The sequence below is a fragment of the Aminobacter sp. J44 genome (genome assembly GCF_007829415.1).
Lineage (GTDB): Bacteria > Pseudomonadota > Alphaproteobacteria > Rhizobiales > Rhizobiaceae > Aerobium.
Window position 1 is genome coordinate 1 of the sequence record NZ_VLJG01000047.1, and the last position, 18,525, is coordinate 18,525.

General features: G+C 66.2%; 20 protein-coding genes. 5 read left to right on the forward strand and 15 right to left on the reverse strand.

Translation table 11 applies throughout. The features are described from left to right. Window positions 1–213: transposase (locus L610_RS15610; protein WP_186441520.1), on the forward strand; the 213-nt coding region annotated here is incomplete at its 5' end. A gap of 695 nt (window positions 214–908) precedes the next feature. Here the strand turns inward: L610_RS15610 and L610_RS15615 are convergent. Then, a complete protein-coding gene (locus L610_RS15615) occupies window positions 909–1,205 on the reverse strand; it encodes a DUF2934 domain-containing protein (RefSeq protein WP_144706183.1) in 297 nt (98 codons plus the stop codon). A gap of 202 nt (window positions 1,206–1,407) precedes the next feature. Between L610_RS15615 and L610_RS15620 the strand changes: the two genes are divergently transcribed. The 3 genes from L610_RS15620 (at window position 1,408) to L610_RS15630 (ending at window position 3,470) form a co-directional block, all read left to right on the forward strand. Next, a complete protein-coding gene (locus L610_RS15620) occupies window positions 1,408–1,905 on the forward strand; it encodes a ferritin-like domain-containing protein (RefSeq protein WP_144706185.1) in 498 nt (165 codons plus the stop codon). Window positions 1,906–2,129: 224 nt separating this feature from the next. Further along, window positions 2,130–2,351 carry a hypothetical protein gene (locus L610_RS15625; protein WP_186441522.1) on the forward strand — a complete coding sequence of 74 codons (222 nt, stop codon included), beginning with the start codon at window positions 2,130–2,132 and terminating at the stop codon, window positions 2,349–2,351. A gap of 147 nt (window positions 2,352–2,498) precedes the next feature. Next, the gene (locus tag L610_RS15630) at window positions 2,499–3,470 is read left to right on the forward strand and encodes a hypothetical protein (RefSeq protein ID WP_144706189.1); all 972 of its coding nucleotides are present in this window, start codon (window positions 2,499–2,501) and stop codon (window positions 3,468–3,470) included. A 154-nt stretch (window positions 3,471–3,624) separates the two neighbouring features. Here L610_RS15630 and L610_RS15635 read toward each other — a convergent pair whose 3' ends face one another. The 13 genes from L610_RS15635 to L610_RS15695 all read right to left on the reverse strand — a co-directional run bounded on the left by L610_RS15635 (window position 3,625) and on the right by L610_RS15695 (window position 16,700). Next, entirely contained in the window at window positions 3,625–4,926 is a 1,302-nt protein-coding gene (locus tag L610_RS15635; RefSeq protein WP_144706191.1) for an FAD-binding oxidoreductase, read from the reverse strand. 111 nt (window positions 4,927–5,037) lie between these two features. Continuing rightward, the gene (locus L610_RS15640) at window positions 5,038–6,402 is read right to left on the reverse strand and encodes a dihydroorotase family protein (protein WP_144706193.1); all 1,365 of its coding nucleotides are present in this window, start codon (window positions 6,400–6,402) and stop codon (window positions 5,038–5,040) included. Window positions 6,403–6,404: 2 nt separating this feature from the next. After that, window positions 6,405–7,067, reverse strand: a complete 663-nt coding sequence (locus L610_RS15645; RefSeq protein WP_144706195.1) for an aspartate/glutamate racemase family protein — start codon at window positions 7,065–7,067, stop codon at window positions 6,405–6,407. A gap of 53 nt (window positions 7,068–7,120) precedes the next feature. After that, window positions 7,121–7,969, reverse strand: coding sequence for a creatininase family protein (locus tag L610_RS15650; RefSeq protein WP_144706197.1), 849 nt, complete (start codon window positions 7,967–7,969; stop codon window positions 7,121–7,123). Between the two features lie 62 nt (window positions 7,970–8,031). Further along, entirely contained in the window at window positions 8,032–8,424 is a 393-nt protein-coding gene (locus L610_RS15655) for an ectoine synthase (RefSeq protein ID WP_144706199.1), read from the reverse strand. Between the two features lie 18 nt (window positions 8,425–8,442). Beyond that, window positions 8,443–10,389: an FAD-dependent oxidoreductase gene (locus L610_RS15660; protein WP_144706201.1), complete on the reverse strand. Its 1,947-nt coding sequence runs from the start codon at window positions 10,387–10,389 to the stop codon at window positions 8,443–8,445. 22 nt (window positions 10,390–10,411) lie between these two features. After that, a complete protein-coding gene (locus tag L610_RS15665; protein WP_305765056.1) occupies window positions 10,412–11,176 on the reverse strand; it encodes an amino acid ABC transporter ATP-binding protein in 765 nt (254 codons plus the stop codon). Between the two features lie 16 nt (window positions 11,177–11,192). Further along, complete coding sequence (locus tag L610_RS15670) at window positions 11,193–11,864, reverse strand: amino acid ABC transporter permease (RefSeq protein ID WP_144706203.1); 672 nt, start codon at window positions 11,862–11,864, stop codon at window positions 11,193–11,195. Next, window positions 11,864–12,535 carry an amino acid ABC transporter permease gene (locus tag L610_RS15675; protein WP_186441524.1) on the reverse strand — a complete coding sequence of 224 codons (672 nt, stop codon included), beginning with the start codon at window positions 12,533–12,535 and terminating at the stop codon, window positions 11,864–11,866. Before L610_RS15675 ends, L610_RS15670 begins: the two co-directional genes overlap by 1 nt. A 15-nt stretch (window positions 12,536–12,550) precedes the next feature. Further along, complete coding sequence (locus L610_RS15680) at window positions 12,551–13,432, reverse strand: ABC transporter substrate-binding protein (RefSeq protein WP_144706207.1); 882 nt, start codon at window positions 13,430–13,432, stop codon at window positions 12,551–12,553. An 824-nt stretch (window positions 13,433–14,256) separates the two neighbouring features. Further along, entirely contained in the window at window positions 14,257–14,955 is a 699-nt protein-coding gene (locus L610_RS15685) for a GntR family transcriptional regulator (RefSeq protein WP_144706209.1), read from the reverse strand. A gap of 54 nt (window positions 14,956–15,009) precedes the next feature. Further along, window positions 15,010–15,774 carry an SDR family oxidoreductase gene (locus L610_RS15690; RefSeq protein ID WP_144706211.1) on the reverse strand — a complete coding sequence of 255 codons (765 nt, stop codon included), beginning with the start codon at window positions 15,772–15,774 and terminating at the stop codon, window positions 15,010–15,012. Beyond that, window positions 15,774–16,700 carry a dihydrodipicolinate synthase family protein gene (locus tag L610_RS15695; RefSeq protein ID WP_144706213.1) on the reverse strand — a complete coding sequence of 309 codons (927 nt, stop codon included), beginning with the start codon at window positions 16,698–16,700 and terminating at the stop codon, window positions 15,774–15,776. The genes L610_RS15690 and L610_RS15695 overlap by 1 nt, the downstream gene beginning before the upstream one ends. Before the next feature lie 548 nt (window positions 16,701–17,248). Between L610_RS15695 and L610_RS15700 the strand changes: the two genes are divergently transcribed. Further along, window positions 17,249–17,998 (forward strand): GntR family transcriptional regulator, encoded by a 750-nt coding sequence (locus L610_RS15700; protein ID WP_024849356.1) that lies wholly within the window; start codon window positions 17,249–17,251, stop codon window positions 17,996–17,998. A gap of 305 nt (window positions 17,999–18,303) precedes the next feature. On the opposite strand, the gene L610_RS15705 is transcribed toward L610_RS15700, so the two are convergent. Then, window positions 18,304–18,525, reverse strand: a 222-nt coding sequence (locus L610_RS15705) for a transposase (protein WP_186441526.1), incomplete at its 5' end; no start/stop codon positions are given.

Here is an 18,525-nt window from a genome sequence, read left to right on the forward strand (position 1 = left end):
GAGAAGGTTGGCGCACGGCTCCTGTTCCTCCCGCCATACTCCCCAGACTTCAACCCCATCGAGATGGCTTTCTCGAAGCTGAAGGCCCTGCTTAGAAAAGCCGCCGCCAGAACCATTGACGATCTCTGGTCAGCGGTCGCCGMCTGCCTCTCCGCCTTCACCCCGCAGGAATGCCGGCACTACTTCGAGGCGGCGGGATATGACCCGGACTAAATCGAATCTGCTCTAGTGGGCGGTGCGCATGTATGTAAGCGATCGCTCACGAAGCGACACCTGAGCGACTGATCCCGCCAGATCCTCCCCCACTTGTGGGGGAGGGGGACCATGCGAAGCATGGTGGAGGGGGCGTAACGGAGTGGGGCATCGCGGAAGTCTTCGTTTTCTGCGCCAGCTTCCGCAGGCAGCATTTCACGCGCCCCCTCCGCCGCCTTCGGCGTCACCTCCCCCGCGCTGCTGGGGAGGATCCGGGGGGGGGGGCACCAAGCTAGGAGAAAGCGCAGAGGAAAGACGAAAATCACGGCGGCGGCGCAACTCACTCCGCCATCCGCTCCTTCCGCCGCGCCCCTTCTTTCCCTACCCCACCTGCTTCTTCTTTCTTGCCAGCTGCTTCTTCACCGTCTCGCGGCTGCCTTCGGCGGGTTCCTGCGAATGCTGCGCGCCGGGTTGCGGCTCGTCCGGCTCCTGGCCAAGGCGAAAACCTTGTCGCGGACACCGAAGCCGCTCAAAGCCGCAGTGCCTGTCAAACTCCGGGCTATAAAGCCGCTGACGAAGGCTGAGTCGCCTGAGATGATCAACATTCCCCTCCCCCTTGTGGGGAGGGGTTAGGGGTGGGGGTGCACCAGGCCAAGAGCACGCAGGTAAGACGAAAATCCCCGCACTGGCGCCCCCTCCGCCTTCCGCTCCTCCCCTCACCCCACCTGCTTCTTCTTTCGCGCCAGCTGCTTCTTCACCGTCTCGCGGCTGCCTTCGGCGGGTTCCTGCGAATGCTGCGCGCCGGGTTGCGGCTCCTCGGGCTCCTGGCCGACGGCAAGGCCGATCGTCTCGGTGACGGCGTCCTTCAGGCCGGCCGCGTCCTCCTCCTCCATCTCGATCTCCCGCCGCGCCTGTTCCCAGTTGTCCTTTTCCTCCCCCTCGCGCCTGCCTCCCCGCTCCCAGATCTCGTGGGCGCGGATGCGGATGCGTTCTTCCCGGTCGATGTCTGTCATCGTCGATGGTCCTGGCTTGCCTCGAAAACCATCCTAACTGCGATCGCGCGGTTTTGTTCTGGAGGATGATGCAGCCTTCGCCTCGCCCGCCGTTCCCCCGCCGCAGGCGATTTCACCGGTTCAGGCGGAACAATGGCCCTGCCCGCCCGTTGGTAGGGTCCGGAACACCGGCCCGAATTTCTCAAGAAAAAGGAAAACAAGAATGGCCAAGGAAAAGACCCTGGAAGATCTGTTCCACGACACCCTCAAGGACATTTACTACGCCGAGCGCAAGATCCTGAAGACGCTGCCCAAGATGCAGCGCGCCGCGCAGTCTGACGAGCTCAAGGCTGCGTTCGAGAAGCATCGCGAGGAGACCGAGGGCCAGATCGAGCGCCTGCAGCAGGTGTTCGAGATTTTTGGCAAGCCGGCCCGCGGCAAGACCTGCGACGCGATCGAGGGCATCATCTCCGAGGGCGAGGAAATCATGGACGAGTTCAAGGGCACCGCTGCGCTTGACGCCGGCCTGATATCGTCGGCCCAGGCCGTCGAGCACTACGAGATCACCCGCTACGGCACGCTGCGCCGCTGGGCGCAGGAACTCGGCCTCAAGGATGCGGTTGCCCTCCTCGAGCAGACGCTTGAGGAAGAAAGCAAGACCGACGCGGATCTCACCGCGCTCGCGGACGCCTCCGCCAACCAGCGCGCCAAGGCCGCCTGACCCCGAAAAGGCGCGGCCCCGGCCGCGCCGCTTTTCGGCCTGGCGGACGAGTTTTGCGCCGCCAGAGGGGTCAAACGGGGCAAAAGTACAGGAAAAGTGGTGTCAGTACGCCACACCAGCGCAAAATTGCCGGAATTTCCGGCGTTTGCTGGTGGGGTACTTGAACCGCGCGCGATTCGCTGAAATATCAAGGCGGGGGTGGCCGTACGACAGTGGGGCAGGAAATGCCGAAACTGAATAAATCAGGCATCCAGGATAGCCAGGCTTCAGGCAACAAGAGCAGCCCGGCGCAAGGCGAAGGCGAGTTTGAGTTCCTCCTGCGCGAGATCGAGAAGGAACCCGTCCCCGAACGTCTTCTGGACCTCGCTCTCAAGTTGCAACGCGCCCTCGCCGCGCGCAGGGAGCATCCCTCGTCCGAGAAGGACTCGGAGCATCAGGGACGGTGAGCATTTAAGCTCAGGCTCGGAATTCCATCCTCCGGTGTTCTTCACAGTAACGTTCTCCCCCTCCCCTTCCTAAGACGATGACCCAGGTCTAAGTCGCTTCTGCGAACGCGACTTTCGTCCGCGTTCAGGGACAGGAAGGGAATTGCGATGCGGGCGGTGTGGTTCAGCGAAGAAGAGGTGACGCGGCTGCTGGAGCCCGCCGCATTGATGGAGCGGCTGGAGGCCGCCTTTGCGGATTCAGCCGCCGGGCTGCTTGCGGAGCCAAGGCCGCTGCGCATTGATGCGCATGAGCATGGCGCGAACTATGTCGCCTTTCCAGCGTATTGGCCCGCAGCGGGGATTGCCTCGACCAAGGTGCTGTCGGGCGTGCTCTCCAATCCCGGGCGGGGCCTTCCCAAGATCGACGCAATCATCATCGTCATGGACGCCGTTACCGGCCGCATCCGCGCCATCATGGACGGCCGCCGCATCACCGCGCTGCGCACCGCCGCGACGACGACGCTGGCGCTGCGCGCCATGGGCATGAAGCGCGACGGCGTGCTGGCGCTGATCGGCACCGGCGTCCAGCTCAACGCGCATGCCGAAACCCTTTCCATCGACACCGATTTTGAGGCCGTACTGGTGGCATCGGCCAACGACAATCCCGAACGTGCCGCCCAGAGTGCGGAGAAGGTCAGGGCGCTGACCGGGCTGCCGGCAAAGGCCGTCTCGCTGAAGGAGGCTGTCTCGGCCGCCGACACGATCGTGCTGACGACGATTGCCCACGAGCCGGTGGKGCGGCTCGGCGAGACGAAGCCCGACGCGCTCATCGCCTCGGTGGGACCGTTCCATCCTTCCGGCAGCGAGGTCGACCTTGCGCTGGTGCGCGCGSCAYCCGCCGTCGTGTCGGATCGCGCGGAGCGGCTCAAGGATGAGTGGGCGGATCACCGGAGCGAATTTGGCCGCCACTATGACGGGATGCTCGACCTCGCGGCGGTGCTCGCCGACCGGTCTCTCGTTCCGGATGATGGCGTTCGCGTGTTCCTGTCGGAAGGCCGTTCCGTCGAGGATCTGGTGGCGGSGAGCCTCGTCCTCGAGGCTGCGGAACGGCAGGGTGTCGCCGGAACGCCGCTTCCCTGACGGGTTGCAGCGGCCGCAGCCCATTCAGTTGCCCCTGGCCTCGTCGTGCCGGAGTCCAAAAACACAAGGCGTCACGGGAGCAAGAGCCCGTGACGCCTTTGTTGCGCCGGGCAAGCCCCCCTCGCCCGCGCGTGCTTCCCCTACGCGGTTCGGCTTACCGGAACCTTGCCTCGTAGGCGTCGCGTGCTTCCCATACGGGAAGGATCATGTCCGGCATGATGCCGGAAATGCTGCTGAACGGCACCGGCCGCGGTGCGGTGACGGGCAGCGTGAGCTGGTCGTCGCCGACCTGGCCCGCCAGCCACATGCCGACCTCGCGGCCGAGCGAGGTGGTGAGCGCGATGCCGCGGCCATTGCAGCCGATGACGGCGTCGAGGCCCGGTTCCAGCCGCATCAGGCGCGGAAGGAAGTCGAGCGTTCCGGCAATGACCCCGGTCCAGCTGTATTCGGCGCGCACTTCCGGCAGGCCCGGCACCAGTCTTTCCAGCCGCTTCCTGAACTTCTTCTCGGCGAGAGCGAGACGGCCGGGCAGCGGCGCGACCATGCCGCCGGTGACGAGCCGGCCGTCCGGCGACCAGCGCAGCGCGAATGTGTGGCGGCGGGTATCCGCGACCGGCGCCATGGCGGGCAGCAGGCGCTGGCGCACGTCCTCAGGCATCACCTGCGTCGCGATCTGGAAGACGCGGGCCGGGATGATCGAGGCGCGCAGCGCCGGCAGGAGATTGCCGATCAGCGCATTGGTGGTCATGACCACGCGTTCTGCGACCACCTCGCCATGTGCGGTACGAACACGCCAGCCATTGCCCGTCTTTTCGACAGAGATGACCGGGCTGTCGCCGAAGACGCGCACGCCGGCAGCTTCCGCCGCACGGGCAAGGCCGCGCGCATAGGCAAGCGGATTGACCGAGCCGCCGGTCAGCACGCGGATGCCGCCGTGCAGGAACGGCAGGCCCGTCTGGGCGAGCATCGCCTTGCGGTCGAGCCAGTCGGCCTTGATGCCGGCGGCCAGCAGGCGCGGCAGGCGCTTTTGCAATGCGTCCTCGGCCTCGCGGGAGTGGCCGGGCTGCAGCCAGCCGTTCTGCAGCGCCGAGCAGTCGATGTTCAAACGGCGGATCAGGTTGAAGACGGTGTCGCCTGATCCCGAGACGAGGCGCAGCAGCCGGTCGGCATGCTTTTCGCCGAGGGCGCGAGTGACTTCCGCAGGGCCGAGCGATGCCTTGAGGCTCGGCACGACAAAGCCGGTGTTGCGGCCCGAGGCGCCAAATCCCGGCTGGTGCGTTTCGATAAGCACGACGTCGCGGCCGCCCTCGGCGGCATGCAGCGCGGTGGAAAGGCCGAGAAAGCCGGCGCCGACCACGACGACGTCGGCCTTGATGCTCGCGCGCAGCGGCGCGAACTGCTTGCCCGCCGGGGCGATGGCTTCCCACAGGGATCCGACTTGCGATCCAGTTTGCATGACCAGGTTCCGTACTGAGGATCGATTGGGTTCGCGCGGTTGCGCGCGGATGGCCGGGCTGCGCCGGGCGGGTGACTACCCGGCGCAGCCGCGTCGCGTGTCAGGAGGGGCTTACGCCGCCGCGTACCAGCCCTTCGACTGACGCGGGACGAAGCGGCCCTGCCCGGGCGTCGCGAGGACTTCCGCGCCGTCCCAGGCGAGCTTGCCGCGCAGGTAGGTGCCGGCGACGCGCGCGTCGAAGGTCTCGCCGTCAAACGGGCTCCAGCGCAGGCCGTCATGGGCCGACGCTTCGTCCCACTTGAAGGCGCCGGGCTCGAGCACGATCAGGTCCGCCTCGCGGCCGACCTCGATCGCGCCCTTGCGGTTGTCGATGCCGAAGAAGCGCGCCGGGCGCTCGCACAGATATTCGGCCGTCAGCTTCGCCGCATCGAGGCCGCGGCGCTGCGCTGCGGTGAAGAAGGCCGGCACCAGCGTCTCGAGGCCCGGAACGCCCGCGCCCGCGTCGAAGATCGAGTCGACCAGCTTGTTGTCGATCGGCCAGCTGGAATGGTCGGAGGAGACGAAGGCGACGAGGCCCTTTTCCAGCACCTCCCAAAGGCCGTCGACGGCGTTGGGGCGGATCGGCGGGTTGACCTTCATGCGTGCGCCAAGGCGCTGGCCGTCACGCGCCGCGTCGAGCCACAGATAGTGGACGCAGAGTTCGCCGGTTGCCTTGGCGCCCTGGCGGGCAAAGGCCTCGACCATGCGGAAGCCGTTGGCGGTGGTCAGGTGAACCGGATGCGCATGCGCGCCGCTGGCTTGGCCGAGCGCCAGGAACTGCGCAGTTGCCGCGAGTTCAGCTGCCTCGGGGCGGGCCTCGGCGTGGGCAACGATGCCGTCGCGGCCTTCGGCCTGCGCCTTGGCGATGCGGGCGCGAACGATTTCCTGGTCTTCGTTGTGGAGGCCGAGCGGAAGGTCGGTCTTCGCCAGCTTCTCCATCAGGTCGAGCGTCAGATCCTGGCCGATGCGCGGGAAGCGCACCGGGTTGCTCTCGAAGGATGAGATCTTGAAGGCGACGACGCCGCCTTCGACCAGCTTCTCGACGTGGTCGGTGCCGACCTCGCGCGAGACCGTGCCGTAGAGCGCCATGTCGGCGTGGGAGTGGGCGGCGATCGCCGCGACCTTGGCCTCAAGGCGCTCGGGGCGGTCCAGCGGCTCCGGATTGTCGTAGGGCATGTCGACCAGCGTGGTGACGCCGCCGGCTATTGCCGAGCGCGTCGTGTCGCCAATGCCCGGCAGGCCGCCATAGCTGGTGGCGTGCGTCTGGCCGTCGACGGCGCCCGGCAGGATGAAGGCGTCGCCGCGATCATCGACGACATCCGCCGCCGGCGCCTCGCCGCTGCCGATGGCCGCGATCTTGCCGTCCGCGACGGCTATCCAGCCGTTTTCGATGATCTCATTCGGCGTAACGACACGCCCGCGAATGACGAGTTCCATGATTAGCGTGCCCCCACATTGAGTTCGAGGTCGAGTGCGGTGATGGCCGCTGCGGTTGCCGCCTGAACCGGGTCGATGACCGGAATGCCGAGTTCGGCCTGCAGGCGCGGACGGTGTGCGCCCATGCCGGCGCAGCCGAGAATGACGACGCCTGCACCATCCTCGTCGCGAAGGGCGGTGCCGGTGCGGGCGACCGCGCCGGCGGCGCCATGCGGATCGGCGGCCTCGGCCACCGTCATCTGCATCGAGCGATCGCCCGCGAGACGCGACGTGAGGCCCAGACGCTCGATGTGCGCCGCGTGGCGGGCGATGGACGAAGGCCCAAGGGAAATGACGCCGAAGCGCGGCGCATACTGAAGGGCTGCGTAATAGGCAGCCTCGGCGATGCCGATGATCGGGCGCCGGGTGATCTGGCGCGCGAGCTGGACGCCCGGATCGGAGAAGCAGGCGACGACGATGACGTCGGCATCGCTCTCCTCGACGGCCTTGGCGACCATCGGCGCGACCTCGGCAACATGCGCGTCGGTCTCGATGCCGAGCGGCGCAGCCGGAAGATAGTCGCAGACGATCTCGTGCTGGCTGCGGGCGCGCAGCGATGCGATGCTCTCGGAAATGGTTTGGGTTACACTCGTCGAGCCATTGGGATTGAGCACGAGTATCTTCATCTTACCACCAAAGTAATTGAATTGATTATCTTCCGGCTGGCGCTTCAGTTGGTTCAGGCCAGCGGCTTTGCAAAACCGGGCTTCGCAGCGTCTGGGGCGACGCCCAGGCGGAAGGTCGCTTCGCCGTATTCGGTGAAGAAGCGGGCGAGCCGCTCGACCGTCGCCTCGAGGATCAGCTTGCCGTTCTCGATGTCAGCCTTGCCCGGATCGCCGTAGTAGCCGCAATCATCGGCGTGGAAGATCGGCGGCCAGCCGGCGCCGGCCTCGGTGATTGGGTCGATCGGCGAGTTCGGAGCCATCCACGGCTGCATGGTGCGGGCCGGCAGGCCCTCGATCAGCTTGAGGATGCGCTGCTGCTCTTCCGGATCGTTCTCGTGCAGGGCCAGCATCAGGGCGGTTTCCTGCTCGCAGGCGTGGCCGCCGCGCTTCAGGTCGCCCTTCAGCATCGGGATCCAGGACGGCTCGGACGGGGTGAAATAGTTGGTCATGCCGACTGCGTAGCCGTCGGTGACGAGCTGGCCGCACAGCGCGCGCAGCGGCGCCTCGTTGCCGCCATGGCCGTTGACGAACAGAGCGCGCTTGAAGCCGGCATTGAAGATCGACTTGACCATGTCGGTCAGCACGGCAAGGAAGGTCTCAAGGCGCAGGCTGATCGTGCCCGGCCAGGACAGATGGTGCGGAGAAAAGCCGAAGGGCAGAAGCGGCGCGACGACGACCGGGAACTTGGTCACGCGCTCAGCCGCGCGGATCGCCACCTGCGACGACAGGACGATGTCGGTGTCGGTGGACAGGAAGTCGGCGTGCTGCTCGATCGCGCCGGTTGGAATGATCACCAGTGCATTCTGATCGCGAAGCTCGCAAATCTCGGTTCGCGTCAGGTCTTCCCAAAGAAGGCTTCTCATCAATCTTACTTTCTCAAGAAAAAGGGATGCCCGGCGGGCAAACTGCGCGCCGGGCCCATTCCTTACATGTCGCCGGCTTCCTTGGACGGGTTGGCGGCAACCGCGATCACCAGGCCGGACTCGCCGATGATGTGGCGGTAGCGGTAGTTCTTCGGCAGGTACATCGCGTCGCCCGGCTTGAAGATGTGCTCTTCGCCGGTCTCCTCGACGATCTGGCGCGAGGTGCCGTGCAGGCAGTACAGGACGACCTCATGCACGCCGTCGCCCTCAACCATGACGTCGAAGTGCGGCATGTAGGTCGTGATGTGGAACGAGATCGACGAACCGTGCAGGTTCTTCGTGATCAGGCGATGCGAGAATTCCTGGCCCTTGTGGACCCAGGTCAGATCGACGTCTTCCTGACGCGACCAGCGGATCTTGTTCTCGCTCGGGACGAAATCCTTAGGCAGAGGCATTGTGTTCTCCTTGGTAGGCTAGAGTGAAAGGGCTGCCTCGAAGCCGTCGAGGAAGGCGGCTTCGATGTCGCGGGGTGCATAGGCATCGCCGATGGCGCGGACGTAGACGCCGCAGCCCGACAGGGCTTCGACGAGCTTCGTTTCGGGAAGGCCGGGATCGGCGATGACGATGGTGTCGTATTCCTTCGCCGGCAGGTCCTGGTGCGTCAGCACGTTCTGCAGCGTGACCTTCTTGCCCTCGAAGCGGACCGGCTTGACGCATGGCGTGAAGACGACGCCGGCAAGCGCGGCCTGCTGCGAGAAGTAGGCAAGGTTCTGCACGACAAGGTTCTTGCCGGCGAAGTAGCTCTGCGTGCACAGTTCGACCTTGCGGCCGCGCAGCGCGAGGTCGATGGCAGTCGCCATCGCCGGGGTGCGGTTGAGATTGTCGACGACGAGCACGCGCTCGCCGACGGCGTCCGGGTTCAGCACCGCCTCGTCGACGATCATCACCGGCGCGGTCTCGGCGCCCGGAATCGAGATCGGTCGCGGCTCGCCGCCGGTCGCCAGCAGGATCGCGTCCGGCTTCAGCGACAGGATCATTTCGGCATCGGCTTCCTGGCCGAGGCGCACGTCGACGCCGAGGCGGGCAAGGGCCGCGCTCTTCTGGGCAATCATGCGTCCCCATTCGGCGCGCCCGCGCGGGCGGCGCGCGACGTTCATGCGCCCGCCCAGTTCATCGCGGCGGTCGATGAGCGTCACCTGATGGCCGCGCTTGGCGGCGATGCGCGCGGCTTCCATGCCCGACGGGCCGCCGCCGACCACCACAACGCGGCGCGGGGTTGCGGCCGGCGTCTCGTACCAGCGGCGCTCGCGACCCGTGACGGGGTTGCCGACGCAGGAGATGTGGAGACCACGGAACAGGCGGCCGAAGCAGGCCTGCTCGCAGGCGACGCACGGGATGACGGTATCGGCCTCGCCCTTCGCCGCCTTGGTCGGCAGGAACGGGTCGGCGATCAGCGGGCGCACCATGCCGGCCATGTCGGCATCCTGGCGCTCCAGCAGCTGCTCGGCCTCGTCGGCGGTGGCGATGCGGGTCGCGTGGATGATGGTGACACCCGGGCAGGCTTCCTTGATGCGGCGCGACACCGAGGCGTAGGGCGCGAACGGCAGGCCCATCGGCGGCTCGTGCAGCATGTTGGAAATGACGTCGCCGTCATTGCCGGCCGAAACGTCCACGAAGTCGAGCTTTCCGGCATCGACCAGCATCGGCGTGATCTCGCACATGTCGTCGACCGTCAGGCCGCCCGGTATGAGCTCGTCGCCCGAGATGCGGATGCCGAGCGGCACGTCGGGACCGATGCGCTCGCGCACCGCCGTCAGGATCTCGCGGGCAAAGCGGGTGCGGCCGACGACGTCGCCGCCATATTCGTCGGTGCGCTGGTTGGTGAGCGGCGACAGGAACTGCTGCACCAGAAGACCGTGGCCGCAATGGACCTGGACGCCGTCCAGCCCGGCCTTGATGTTGCGCTCAGCGGCATCGGCGAAGGCGGCGACCACTTCCGCGATTTCCTCGCGGCTCATCGGATGCGCGACTTCGCCGTACTTCATCTCGTAGTTGGGCGAAGCCGACCACAGCGGCGTCGGGCGCGCGGAGGTCGCAAAGCCCATGTGGCCGATATAGCCGAACACCTTGCCGCCATGGGAATGGACGGTCCCGGCCAGCTTGCGCAGCGGCTCGATGATCGCGTCGGAATAGTTGCAGAGGAGCCCCGTGATGCCCGGCGAGGACGGATGCACCTGCTGGGTGCCCAGCATGATCAGGCCGACGCCGCCCTTGGCGCGTTCGGCGTAGTAGTCGATGACGTGCTGGTTCGGCGTGCCGTCGCGCGGCATGCCGGTACCGTGTCCCGTCAGGACGATGCGGTTGCGGATCTCGCAGCCGTTGATCGCCAGCGGCCTGAACAGATTTGGGTAGTGACGCATTTGCGGTGGGTCTGCTGCCGGTTCAGTGGGAATTCAGGCGGGACAGGAAGGCCTGCAGGCGCGGATGCTGCGGATTGCGCAGGACCTCCTTCGGCGCGCCGACCTCGACGATCTTGCCCTCGGAGAAGAAGGCGACGCGGTTGGAGACCTCTTCGGCGAAATCCATCTCGTGCGTGACGACGAGCATGGTCATGCCTTCCCTGGCGAGCTGCTTCATCGCGTTCAGCACCTCGCCGACCAGCTCCGGATCGAGCGCCGAGGTCGGCTCGTCGAACAGCATCACCTGCGGCTTCATGGCGAGGGCGCGGGCAATCGCAACGCGCTGCTGCTGGCCGCCCGACAGCTCCGACGGGAAGCTTTCCGCCTTGTCACGAACGCCGACGCTGGCGAGCAGATCGTAGGCGAGTTCGATCGCCTCCTTCTTCGGTGTGCCGCGCACGGCGCAGGGCGCTTCGATCACGTTCTGCAGCACGGTCATGTGCGGGAACAGGTTGAAGCTCTGGAACACCATGCCGATCTCGGCGCGGTGCTTGCGCAGGATGCGCTCCGGAACGTGCGGGCCGCCGTCGCCGATGCGGTTGCCGTTGATCAGCACGACACCCTGGTCCGGCGGGTCGAGGTAGTTGATGCAGCGCAGCAGCGTCGACTTGCCGGAGCCGGACCCGCCGATGACCGACACCACCTCGCCTGGCTGGAGGGACAGGTCCACGCCGGCGAGGGCGACGATCGGACCGTACGCCTTGTGCAGATTGGTCACTTCGACCATCGGTGTGAGCGGTGAACTCATGTGCTTGTCCTTCAAGTCAGTAGCCGGCCTTGAGGCGGTAGCGGCGGCGCACATGGCGCTCCGCGGCGAACTGGAGGATGGCGAGCAGGCCGGCGATGAGCAGGTAGCCGACGCCCGCAAGGCCGAGGAAAATGAACGGTTCGAACGAGATCGAGGTCGCGCGGCTCGCCTGGGCGGTCAGCTCCGCCACCGAGACGAAGGAGGCGATCGAGGTGCCCTTCATGACGATGATCGCGCGGGTCATCAGTGGCGGGATCAGCACCGGGATCGCCTGCGGCAGGATGATGCGGCGGATGGTGTGGGCGTAGCTGAGGCCCAGCGCCTTGCTTGCCGCATATTGGCGCTGGTCGACCGACTGCAGCGCGCCGCGGATGTCCTCGGACATGTAGGCGACGGCCATGACCGTCATGCCGATCACCGCGGCGGTCACCGGCGACAGCCGGATGCCGAGCGAGGGCGCGCCGTAGAAGATGAAGAACAGCACCAGCAGCGCCGGCAGCATGCGGAAGATGTTGACGAACACCGCCAGCACCGTCTTCGCGACCGGAATTTTCGCATCGCGCACCAGCGCGACGGCGAGCGCGAAGGGCAGCGAGATGACGAGGGTCAGGATCGTCAGCCAGATCGTGAGGAAGAAACCCTGCCAGAGATCGGGGGCATAGGTGAGGAGCGTGTCGAGCTTCGACATCAGCCGGCCCTCCGGTTGCGGCGCCGGTCAGCCCAGCGTTCGCCGATCAGCTGGATGCAGAGCAGCAGACCGTCGAGGAACGCGTAGATGATCGCGGCAGCAATGAAGATTTCGAATGGCTTGTAGGTGACCGCGAAGACGCGCCGTGCGGCCGAGGTCAGCTCCGGCACCGCCACGGCGGCGCTGAGCGCGGTGCCCTTGAGGATTTCGGTGGCGTGGCTGACGAAGCCCGGCAGCGCGGCGGGGATCGCCTGCGGAATGATGATGCGCACCAGAGTTCGCAGCGGCGACATGCCGAGCGCGCGGGCCGCCTGCCACTGCCCGGCGGGCACCGAGGCAAGGCCGGAGCGGAAGATCTCCGCGAAGTAGAACGCCATGTAGGCGGTCATCGCCAGGAAGGCGGAAGCGAATGGCTCGAGCGTGATGCCGAGCTGGGGCAGGCCGAAAAAGCAGAAGAACAGGATCAGCAGCGGCGGCACGCCGCGCATCACCCAGCTGACCGACGCGATCGATGCGCCGACCAGTGGCCGGTTCGAGTTGGCAAGGAGGGCGAGCGCCACCCCGAACGGGGTGGCGGCCAGAAGAACCGCTCCGGTGAGCTTGAGGGTGGTCGCAGCCCCGGCGGCCAGGGCAGGCCACACATTCAGGAGAATGGAGAAATCGAGATCCACGGCCACCCGTCCCTGTTAGTAGCCGATGGCCTTCAGGCCCTGGACTTCGAACGAGTTGGGCGCATGCTTGCCGATGATCGCCTGCAGCGTGCCGTCGGCGCGGTAGTTGCCGAGCAGCGTGTTGACCGCGACCAGCAGGTCCGCCTCGCGCGGGTTGATGCACAGGCCCTGGGCGAAGGTCTGGACGGCAGGGCCGACGATCTTCAGCTGGTCCTTGTTCGGCGCGGTCTCGAGCGCGTTGAGGGCGTTCGACAGGTGCGTGGCAACGACGTCAGCCTGGCCGTTGGCGAGGCCTAGCAGCGACTCCTGGTAGCCCGGAAAGTCGATCGACTCGGCATCCGGGTATGCCTTCACGGCGCCCTCGAAGTAGACCTCGCCGCGAACGCCGCCGAGGACCTTGTCATCGCCGAGGTCGGCGAAGCTGTCGATGCCGGAATCCTTCAGCGTCAGGCCGACGGTGGCGTTGACCGCGGTCGGAGCCGTCATCAGGAACTGGTCGGAGCCGAGGCGCTCGGCCGTCCAGCTGCCGCCGTCGCAGGCGATGTCGAAACGGTTGGCGGTCAGGCCCGGCAAGATGCCGGCCCACTCGAGCTGGACGAATTCGGGCTCGAGGCCGAGGTCTTCTGCGAGCTTCGAGAACAGCTCGACATAGGAACCCGCGAGCTTGCCGGTGACCGGGTCGACATAGGTGCGCGGATGCGAGGCGCCCGTGGTGCCGATCGTCAGCTTGCCCGCGTTGACGAGATTCTTCAGCGGCCACGGCTTCGGAAGATCGGTGACGACCTGCGGTTCGCTGAACAGGTTTTCGGCGATCGAGGCGGCGTCGTCGGCAAGAGCCGGAGCGGCGGTGAGAGCGGTGCCCGCAACGAGCAACGAGAGAAGAGCACTCTTCATCATTTCTAGGAATTTCCCCTTGCTGGATATCAGCCCTGTTCCTGCTGATATTTTTATAATATACCACAAAAATGGCTGGTCAAATTGATAATTTTGATGGTATTTCAATACGTTAGGATGGATTGCCTACTGCTTAATCAGACACGCTTTCCGGCGCATGAGCATTACAACGCCGAACGGGTGGGATTTGCGGGAATCGCGATATTGCGCCGCACTTTGCGGCTGTGGATTGCGGCTGACGGAGCGTCAGAATGGCGCTCGTTTAGGCACCTTCACGGCCCGCTGCCTAAATCTTCATCAGCGACCAGACCCTTCGCCGGCTAATTTTCGCGGGGAGAGAGGGAGCCCGGTCAGGGCGCAGGAGAATCGGGCATGTGGGGTGAAGAGCGCGCTGCGCACCGCAAGCCTTGCCGGTGACACGCCACGCTCAATGAAACATACGGCCCGGATCCTCCCCCGCAGTGCGGGGGAGGTGACGCCGAAGGCGGCGGAGGGGGCTCGTGAAATGCCACCTGTGCAGGTCTGCGCCGAAAAAAGCACAGACTTCAGAAATGCCCCGCTCTGTCACGCCCCCTCCACCACCTTCGGTGGTCCCCCTCCCCCACATGTGGGGGAGGATCCGGCTGGATCGACCTCCGAGGTTCTGCTTCGTGAGCAATCGCTGCCAGTTATGCGCGCCGCCCCTGAAACGCACGACCCGGATCCTCCCCCGCAGCGCGGGGGAGGTGACGCCGAAGGCGGCGGAGGGGGCTCGTGGAGTGCCTACGGCGGGAGACCAACCGGACAGCTCGAACGTCGGCGAAAACGATGGCGGGTGCGGCTGTTGTCTACAGCGCCAGCATCTCCAGCCCGAGGCCGGCGGCGAGCGACTGGAACAGCCCCTGGCGCGTTTCCTCATTGTGGCGCGTGACCACGGCGCGGGCGGCGACGGGGTCGCGGCGGGCGATCGCCTCGACGATCTCGGCGTGGGTGACCCTCGTATCCTGGCCGGTCTGGCCAAGCTGGGCGCCAAGGTAAAAAATGCGCTCGAGCGCATAGAGCTGGCGCGACAGGTGCTCGGTAAGCCGCGCATTGCCGGCAGCTTCGGCGATCGCCAGATGAAACTCGCGGTTGCGGCGGAAACGGTCGCCGAGCGGCCCCTCGCCCGGCTGCGGCTCATCGCTGGCGATGAGCCGCAGCCGCTCGATCTTCTCGGGCGTCACGCGCAGGCAGGCGCGTTCGGCGGCTCCCGCCTCCAGCACCATACGCACCTCAAAGATCTGGTCCATGTCGGCGAGGGTAACGGGCGCCACCTGATAGCCGCGCCGCTGGAAGGAGCGAACCAGCCCTTCCTGGCGCAGCTGCGCCAGCGCCTCGCGCGCCGGCGTCTTGGAGATGCCGAAACGGTCGGCGATCTGCGCCTCGTTGAGATCCTCGCCGGGCCGGAGCCGGCAGGTGAGGATGTCGGTGCGCAGCGCCTCGCAAACCTGCTCGGTCAGCGACAGGGCGCGCGTCGATTTCGCTGTCCGGGTGGCGGTTCTTGTCACCTGAAGCTCATCGGCAAGGGGGATGCGCGCCCCGATGAAGGGGCGCGCACGGGATCAGTGGTTGCGCAGCATGCCGCCGTCGACGCGGATCATCGATCCGGTGACGAAGCTTGCCTGCTGGCTGGCAAGGAAGGCGACGACGGCGCCGAATTCCTCCGGCTTGCCGTAGCGACCGGCCGGTATGGTGGCGCGGCTCTCGGCCTCGATCGCTTCGAGCGAGGCGCCAAGGCGCTTGGCCTTGCCCTCGTCGAGCTCGCGGACGCGGTCGGTCGCGATGCGGCCCGGCAGCACCATGTTGACGGTCACGCCGCTTGCGGCGACTTCAGCCGCCAGCGTCTTCGACCAGCCGGCAACCGCGCCGCGCACGCCGTTCGACAGCGCAAGGCCGGGGATCGGCGAGATGATGCCCGACGAGCCGATGGTGATGATGCGGCCAAAGCCGCGCTCGATCATGCCGGGAAGCAGCAGGTCGGTGAGCGAGAAGATCGACGTCGCCATGTTGGCGAACGCGGCCTGCCAGGCGGCAGCCGACTGGCCGCGCGCCGGGCCGGCGGCCGGGCCGCCTGAATTGTTGACGAGGATGTCGATGCCTTCTTCGGCCATCTGCGCGCCGAGCGCGGCGACGGAAGCCGGATCGGTGAGATCGAGCTTGACGGGCGTCACGTCGAGGCCCTGCGACCACTCGGAAACCGCCTCAAGGTTGCGCGCGGCGCCGAACACCTTCGCGCCCTCGGCGGCGAGCATCCTGGCGCTTGCGGCACCCAGGCCACGGCTTGCGCCAACTACGAGGGCCTTGCGCCCGGAAAGACCAAAATCCATCAACCCAACTCCGCCAAACGCTTTTCCTGACGAGCAAGCAGCCGCTCGACCTCGGCCTGCGCGACCGGATCGAGTGCCGCACCCGGCTGCCGCTGCGCCGCCGAAGCGATCGCGCCGCGGCGCGCCAGAACATATTTGCGAACCGCAAGGCCGACGCCCGGCTGCTGCTCGTAGCGAACCAGCGGCAGGTAGGCGTCAAAGATGTCCTGCGCGCGGTCCATCTCGCCGCGGCTGGCAAGATCGACGACCTGCACCAGCATTTCCGGATAGCCGAAGCCGGTCATCGCGCCGTCCGCGCCTCGCGCGACTTCTTCCGGCAGGAAGACGCCGCCATTGCCGCAGAGTACCGAAATGCGGCGGCGGCCCTTCGCTTCTGCTTCGCGCAGCTTGGTGATCTTGGAAAGGCCCGGCCAGTCCTCGTGCTTGAGCATGACGATCTGCGGCAGTTCATCGATCAGGCGGCCGAGCAGATCGTCCGAAATCTGAACCGTGGTCGCGAGCGGGAAGTCCTGCAGCACCACCGGAACGTCCTTGCCGAGGAAATTGCAGGCCTGGCGGTAGTAGCCAAGGATCTGCGCGTCGGTGCGCAGGCTCATCGGCGGCGCGATCATCACGCCGGCAGCGCCAAGGTCCATCGCCTCGTGCGACAGGTCCGCAAGCGCTGCGAAGCCGGGCGAAGAAACGCCCACGACGACGGGCTTGCCGCTTGCGCGCTTCGTCACGCGCTCGATCACCTGGCGCGACTCCGCCGCGGTCAGCTTCGGAGCCTCGCCCATCATGCCGAGGATGGTCAAGCCATCCGCGCCGGCTTCGAAATAAAAGTCGGTGACGCGGTCGAGGCTGTCGAAATCCAGCGATCCGTCCGCCCTGAAGGGCGTCACCGAGATCACGAAGACGCCGCGCGCCGTTTCGTCGAGTAGTGCCATTGTCAGTCCTTTGCGCTCGCGCACAGCCTGCCGATGCGCCGCGAAAAGCGGCCGCTTTCAGCGCTGTCGAGAAATGTTGTCGCCGTACCGGACCCGTGCGCCCCGCAGCTTTACCTGCGAGGTGAAATGAAGACCGATGACGCGCGAACCTTGCGCACCCTTCGGACCGGGTCAGTCCGTCCACGCAGACAACACAACATATTGCACGTAATATATCAAGAAGGATTTCCAGACGAAGGGAGACGCAGCGTCAGCAGGCAGAATGCCCAGCAATTGTGCGGTGTTAGCCCGCATTTTGGGCTGCTTGCAGAGTTCGGGTGAGTCGGTCCGGCACGGCCACCTAAGTGCAGGGCGCGACCTGCGGGGCGCCAGCCGCCGCCGGGCACCACCTGCCATGTGGATGAACAACTGCAAGATAATCCGTGCGCTGCAAATATTTGCTTATGCAGGTTCATTCAGATATCACCTGATATGCTCAGCGTGCCTGCACGGGCACGGGCAGCGGGGGAGCTGCGGAGGGGACAATGAGAGATCAACAGGGGCAGCGAATGGCTACGACACCAGCACGGCGCAAGGCCGCGGGCGGCACTGCCGCAGCCAGGGCAACCGGCGGCACGGCGCGCAAGAAGAAGAAGGCGACGTCGCTCACCGAGAGCGTCTACGCGATGCTGCGCAAGGAGATCCTGACCTGCGCGCTGGCGCCGGGAACCGAGATTTCCGAGGCCGAGCTCGCCGACCGCTTCAAGATGTCGAAGACGCCGGTGCGCGAGGCGCTCGCGAACCTGCGCGCCGAGGGGCTGGTGCGTTCCTTCCCGCGCCGCGGCTATCAGATCGTGCCGGTCACCTTCGGCGACATGAACGAGCTGTTCGACCTGCGCACGATTCTCGAGGCGGGTGCGGCCGAGCTTGCCTGCAAGCGCATCACCGAGCCGGAGATCGAGAACCTGCGCAAGCTGGCAGACATTGCCTATGATCAGTCGGAGCCGCCGAGCCTCGAAAACTTCATCAAGGCCAACCGCGACTTCCACTTCGCGATCGCCAGGGCGTCGGGCAACGAACGTCTCTTCCAGCTGCTGGCGAAGCAGATCGACGAACTCGAGCGCTTCTTCTATCTCGGCGCGCGCCTGCGCGACGTCAGCACCGAGACGCAGGCCGACCACCGGCAGATCGTCGAGGTCCTGAGCAAGCGCGATCCGGAGGCGGCGCGCGACATCATGATCCGCCACAACGACATTACCCGCCAGGGCCTGTTCGAGGCGCTGACCAGATCGCAGGGCCTCAGCGCCTTCGCGCTGTGAGGCGCGGGGACTGCCTGCGGGAACCGGCGTTCCTTCCGCCAGGCGCGCACGACGTCTGGTTTGCGGACCGGGGTTGATCTCCGCCCGCGCTTGTCGCCTGTCAGATCACATACCATACCCCCACCCCTAACCCCTCCCCACAAGGGGGAGGGGAACGTTGGCAGCCGCCGAAGTATCAGAGCGAGCGAAGGTGGGGAGTGCCACTCGGCCACCGCAAAGCATCCTCTGGCTGACCCCCATTGCGTGCTAGCTCGTGACGCTCAGGCCCAAGAGCCTTGTCCCTTACAAACTAGAGCAGATTCGATTTAGTCCGGGTCATATCCCGCCGCCTCGAAGTAGTGCCGGCATTCCTGCGGGGTGAAGGCGGAGAGGCAGKCGGCGACCGCTGACCAGAGATCGTCAATGGTTCTGGCGGCGGCTTTTCTAAGCAGGGCCTTCAGCTTCGAGAAAGCCATCTCGATGGGGTTGAAGTCTGGGGAGTATGGCGGGAGGAACAGGAGCCGTGCGCCAACCTTCTCGATAGCCTC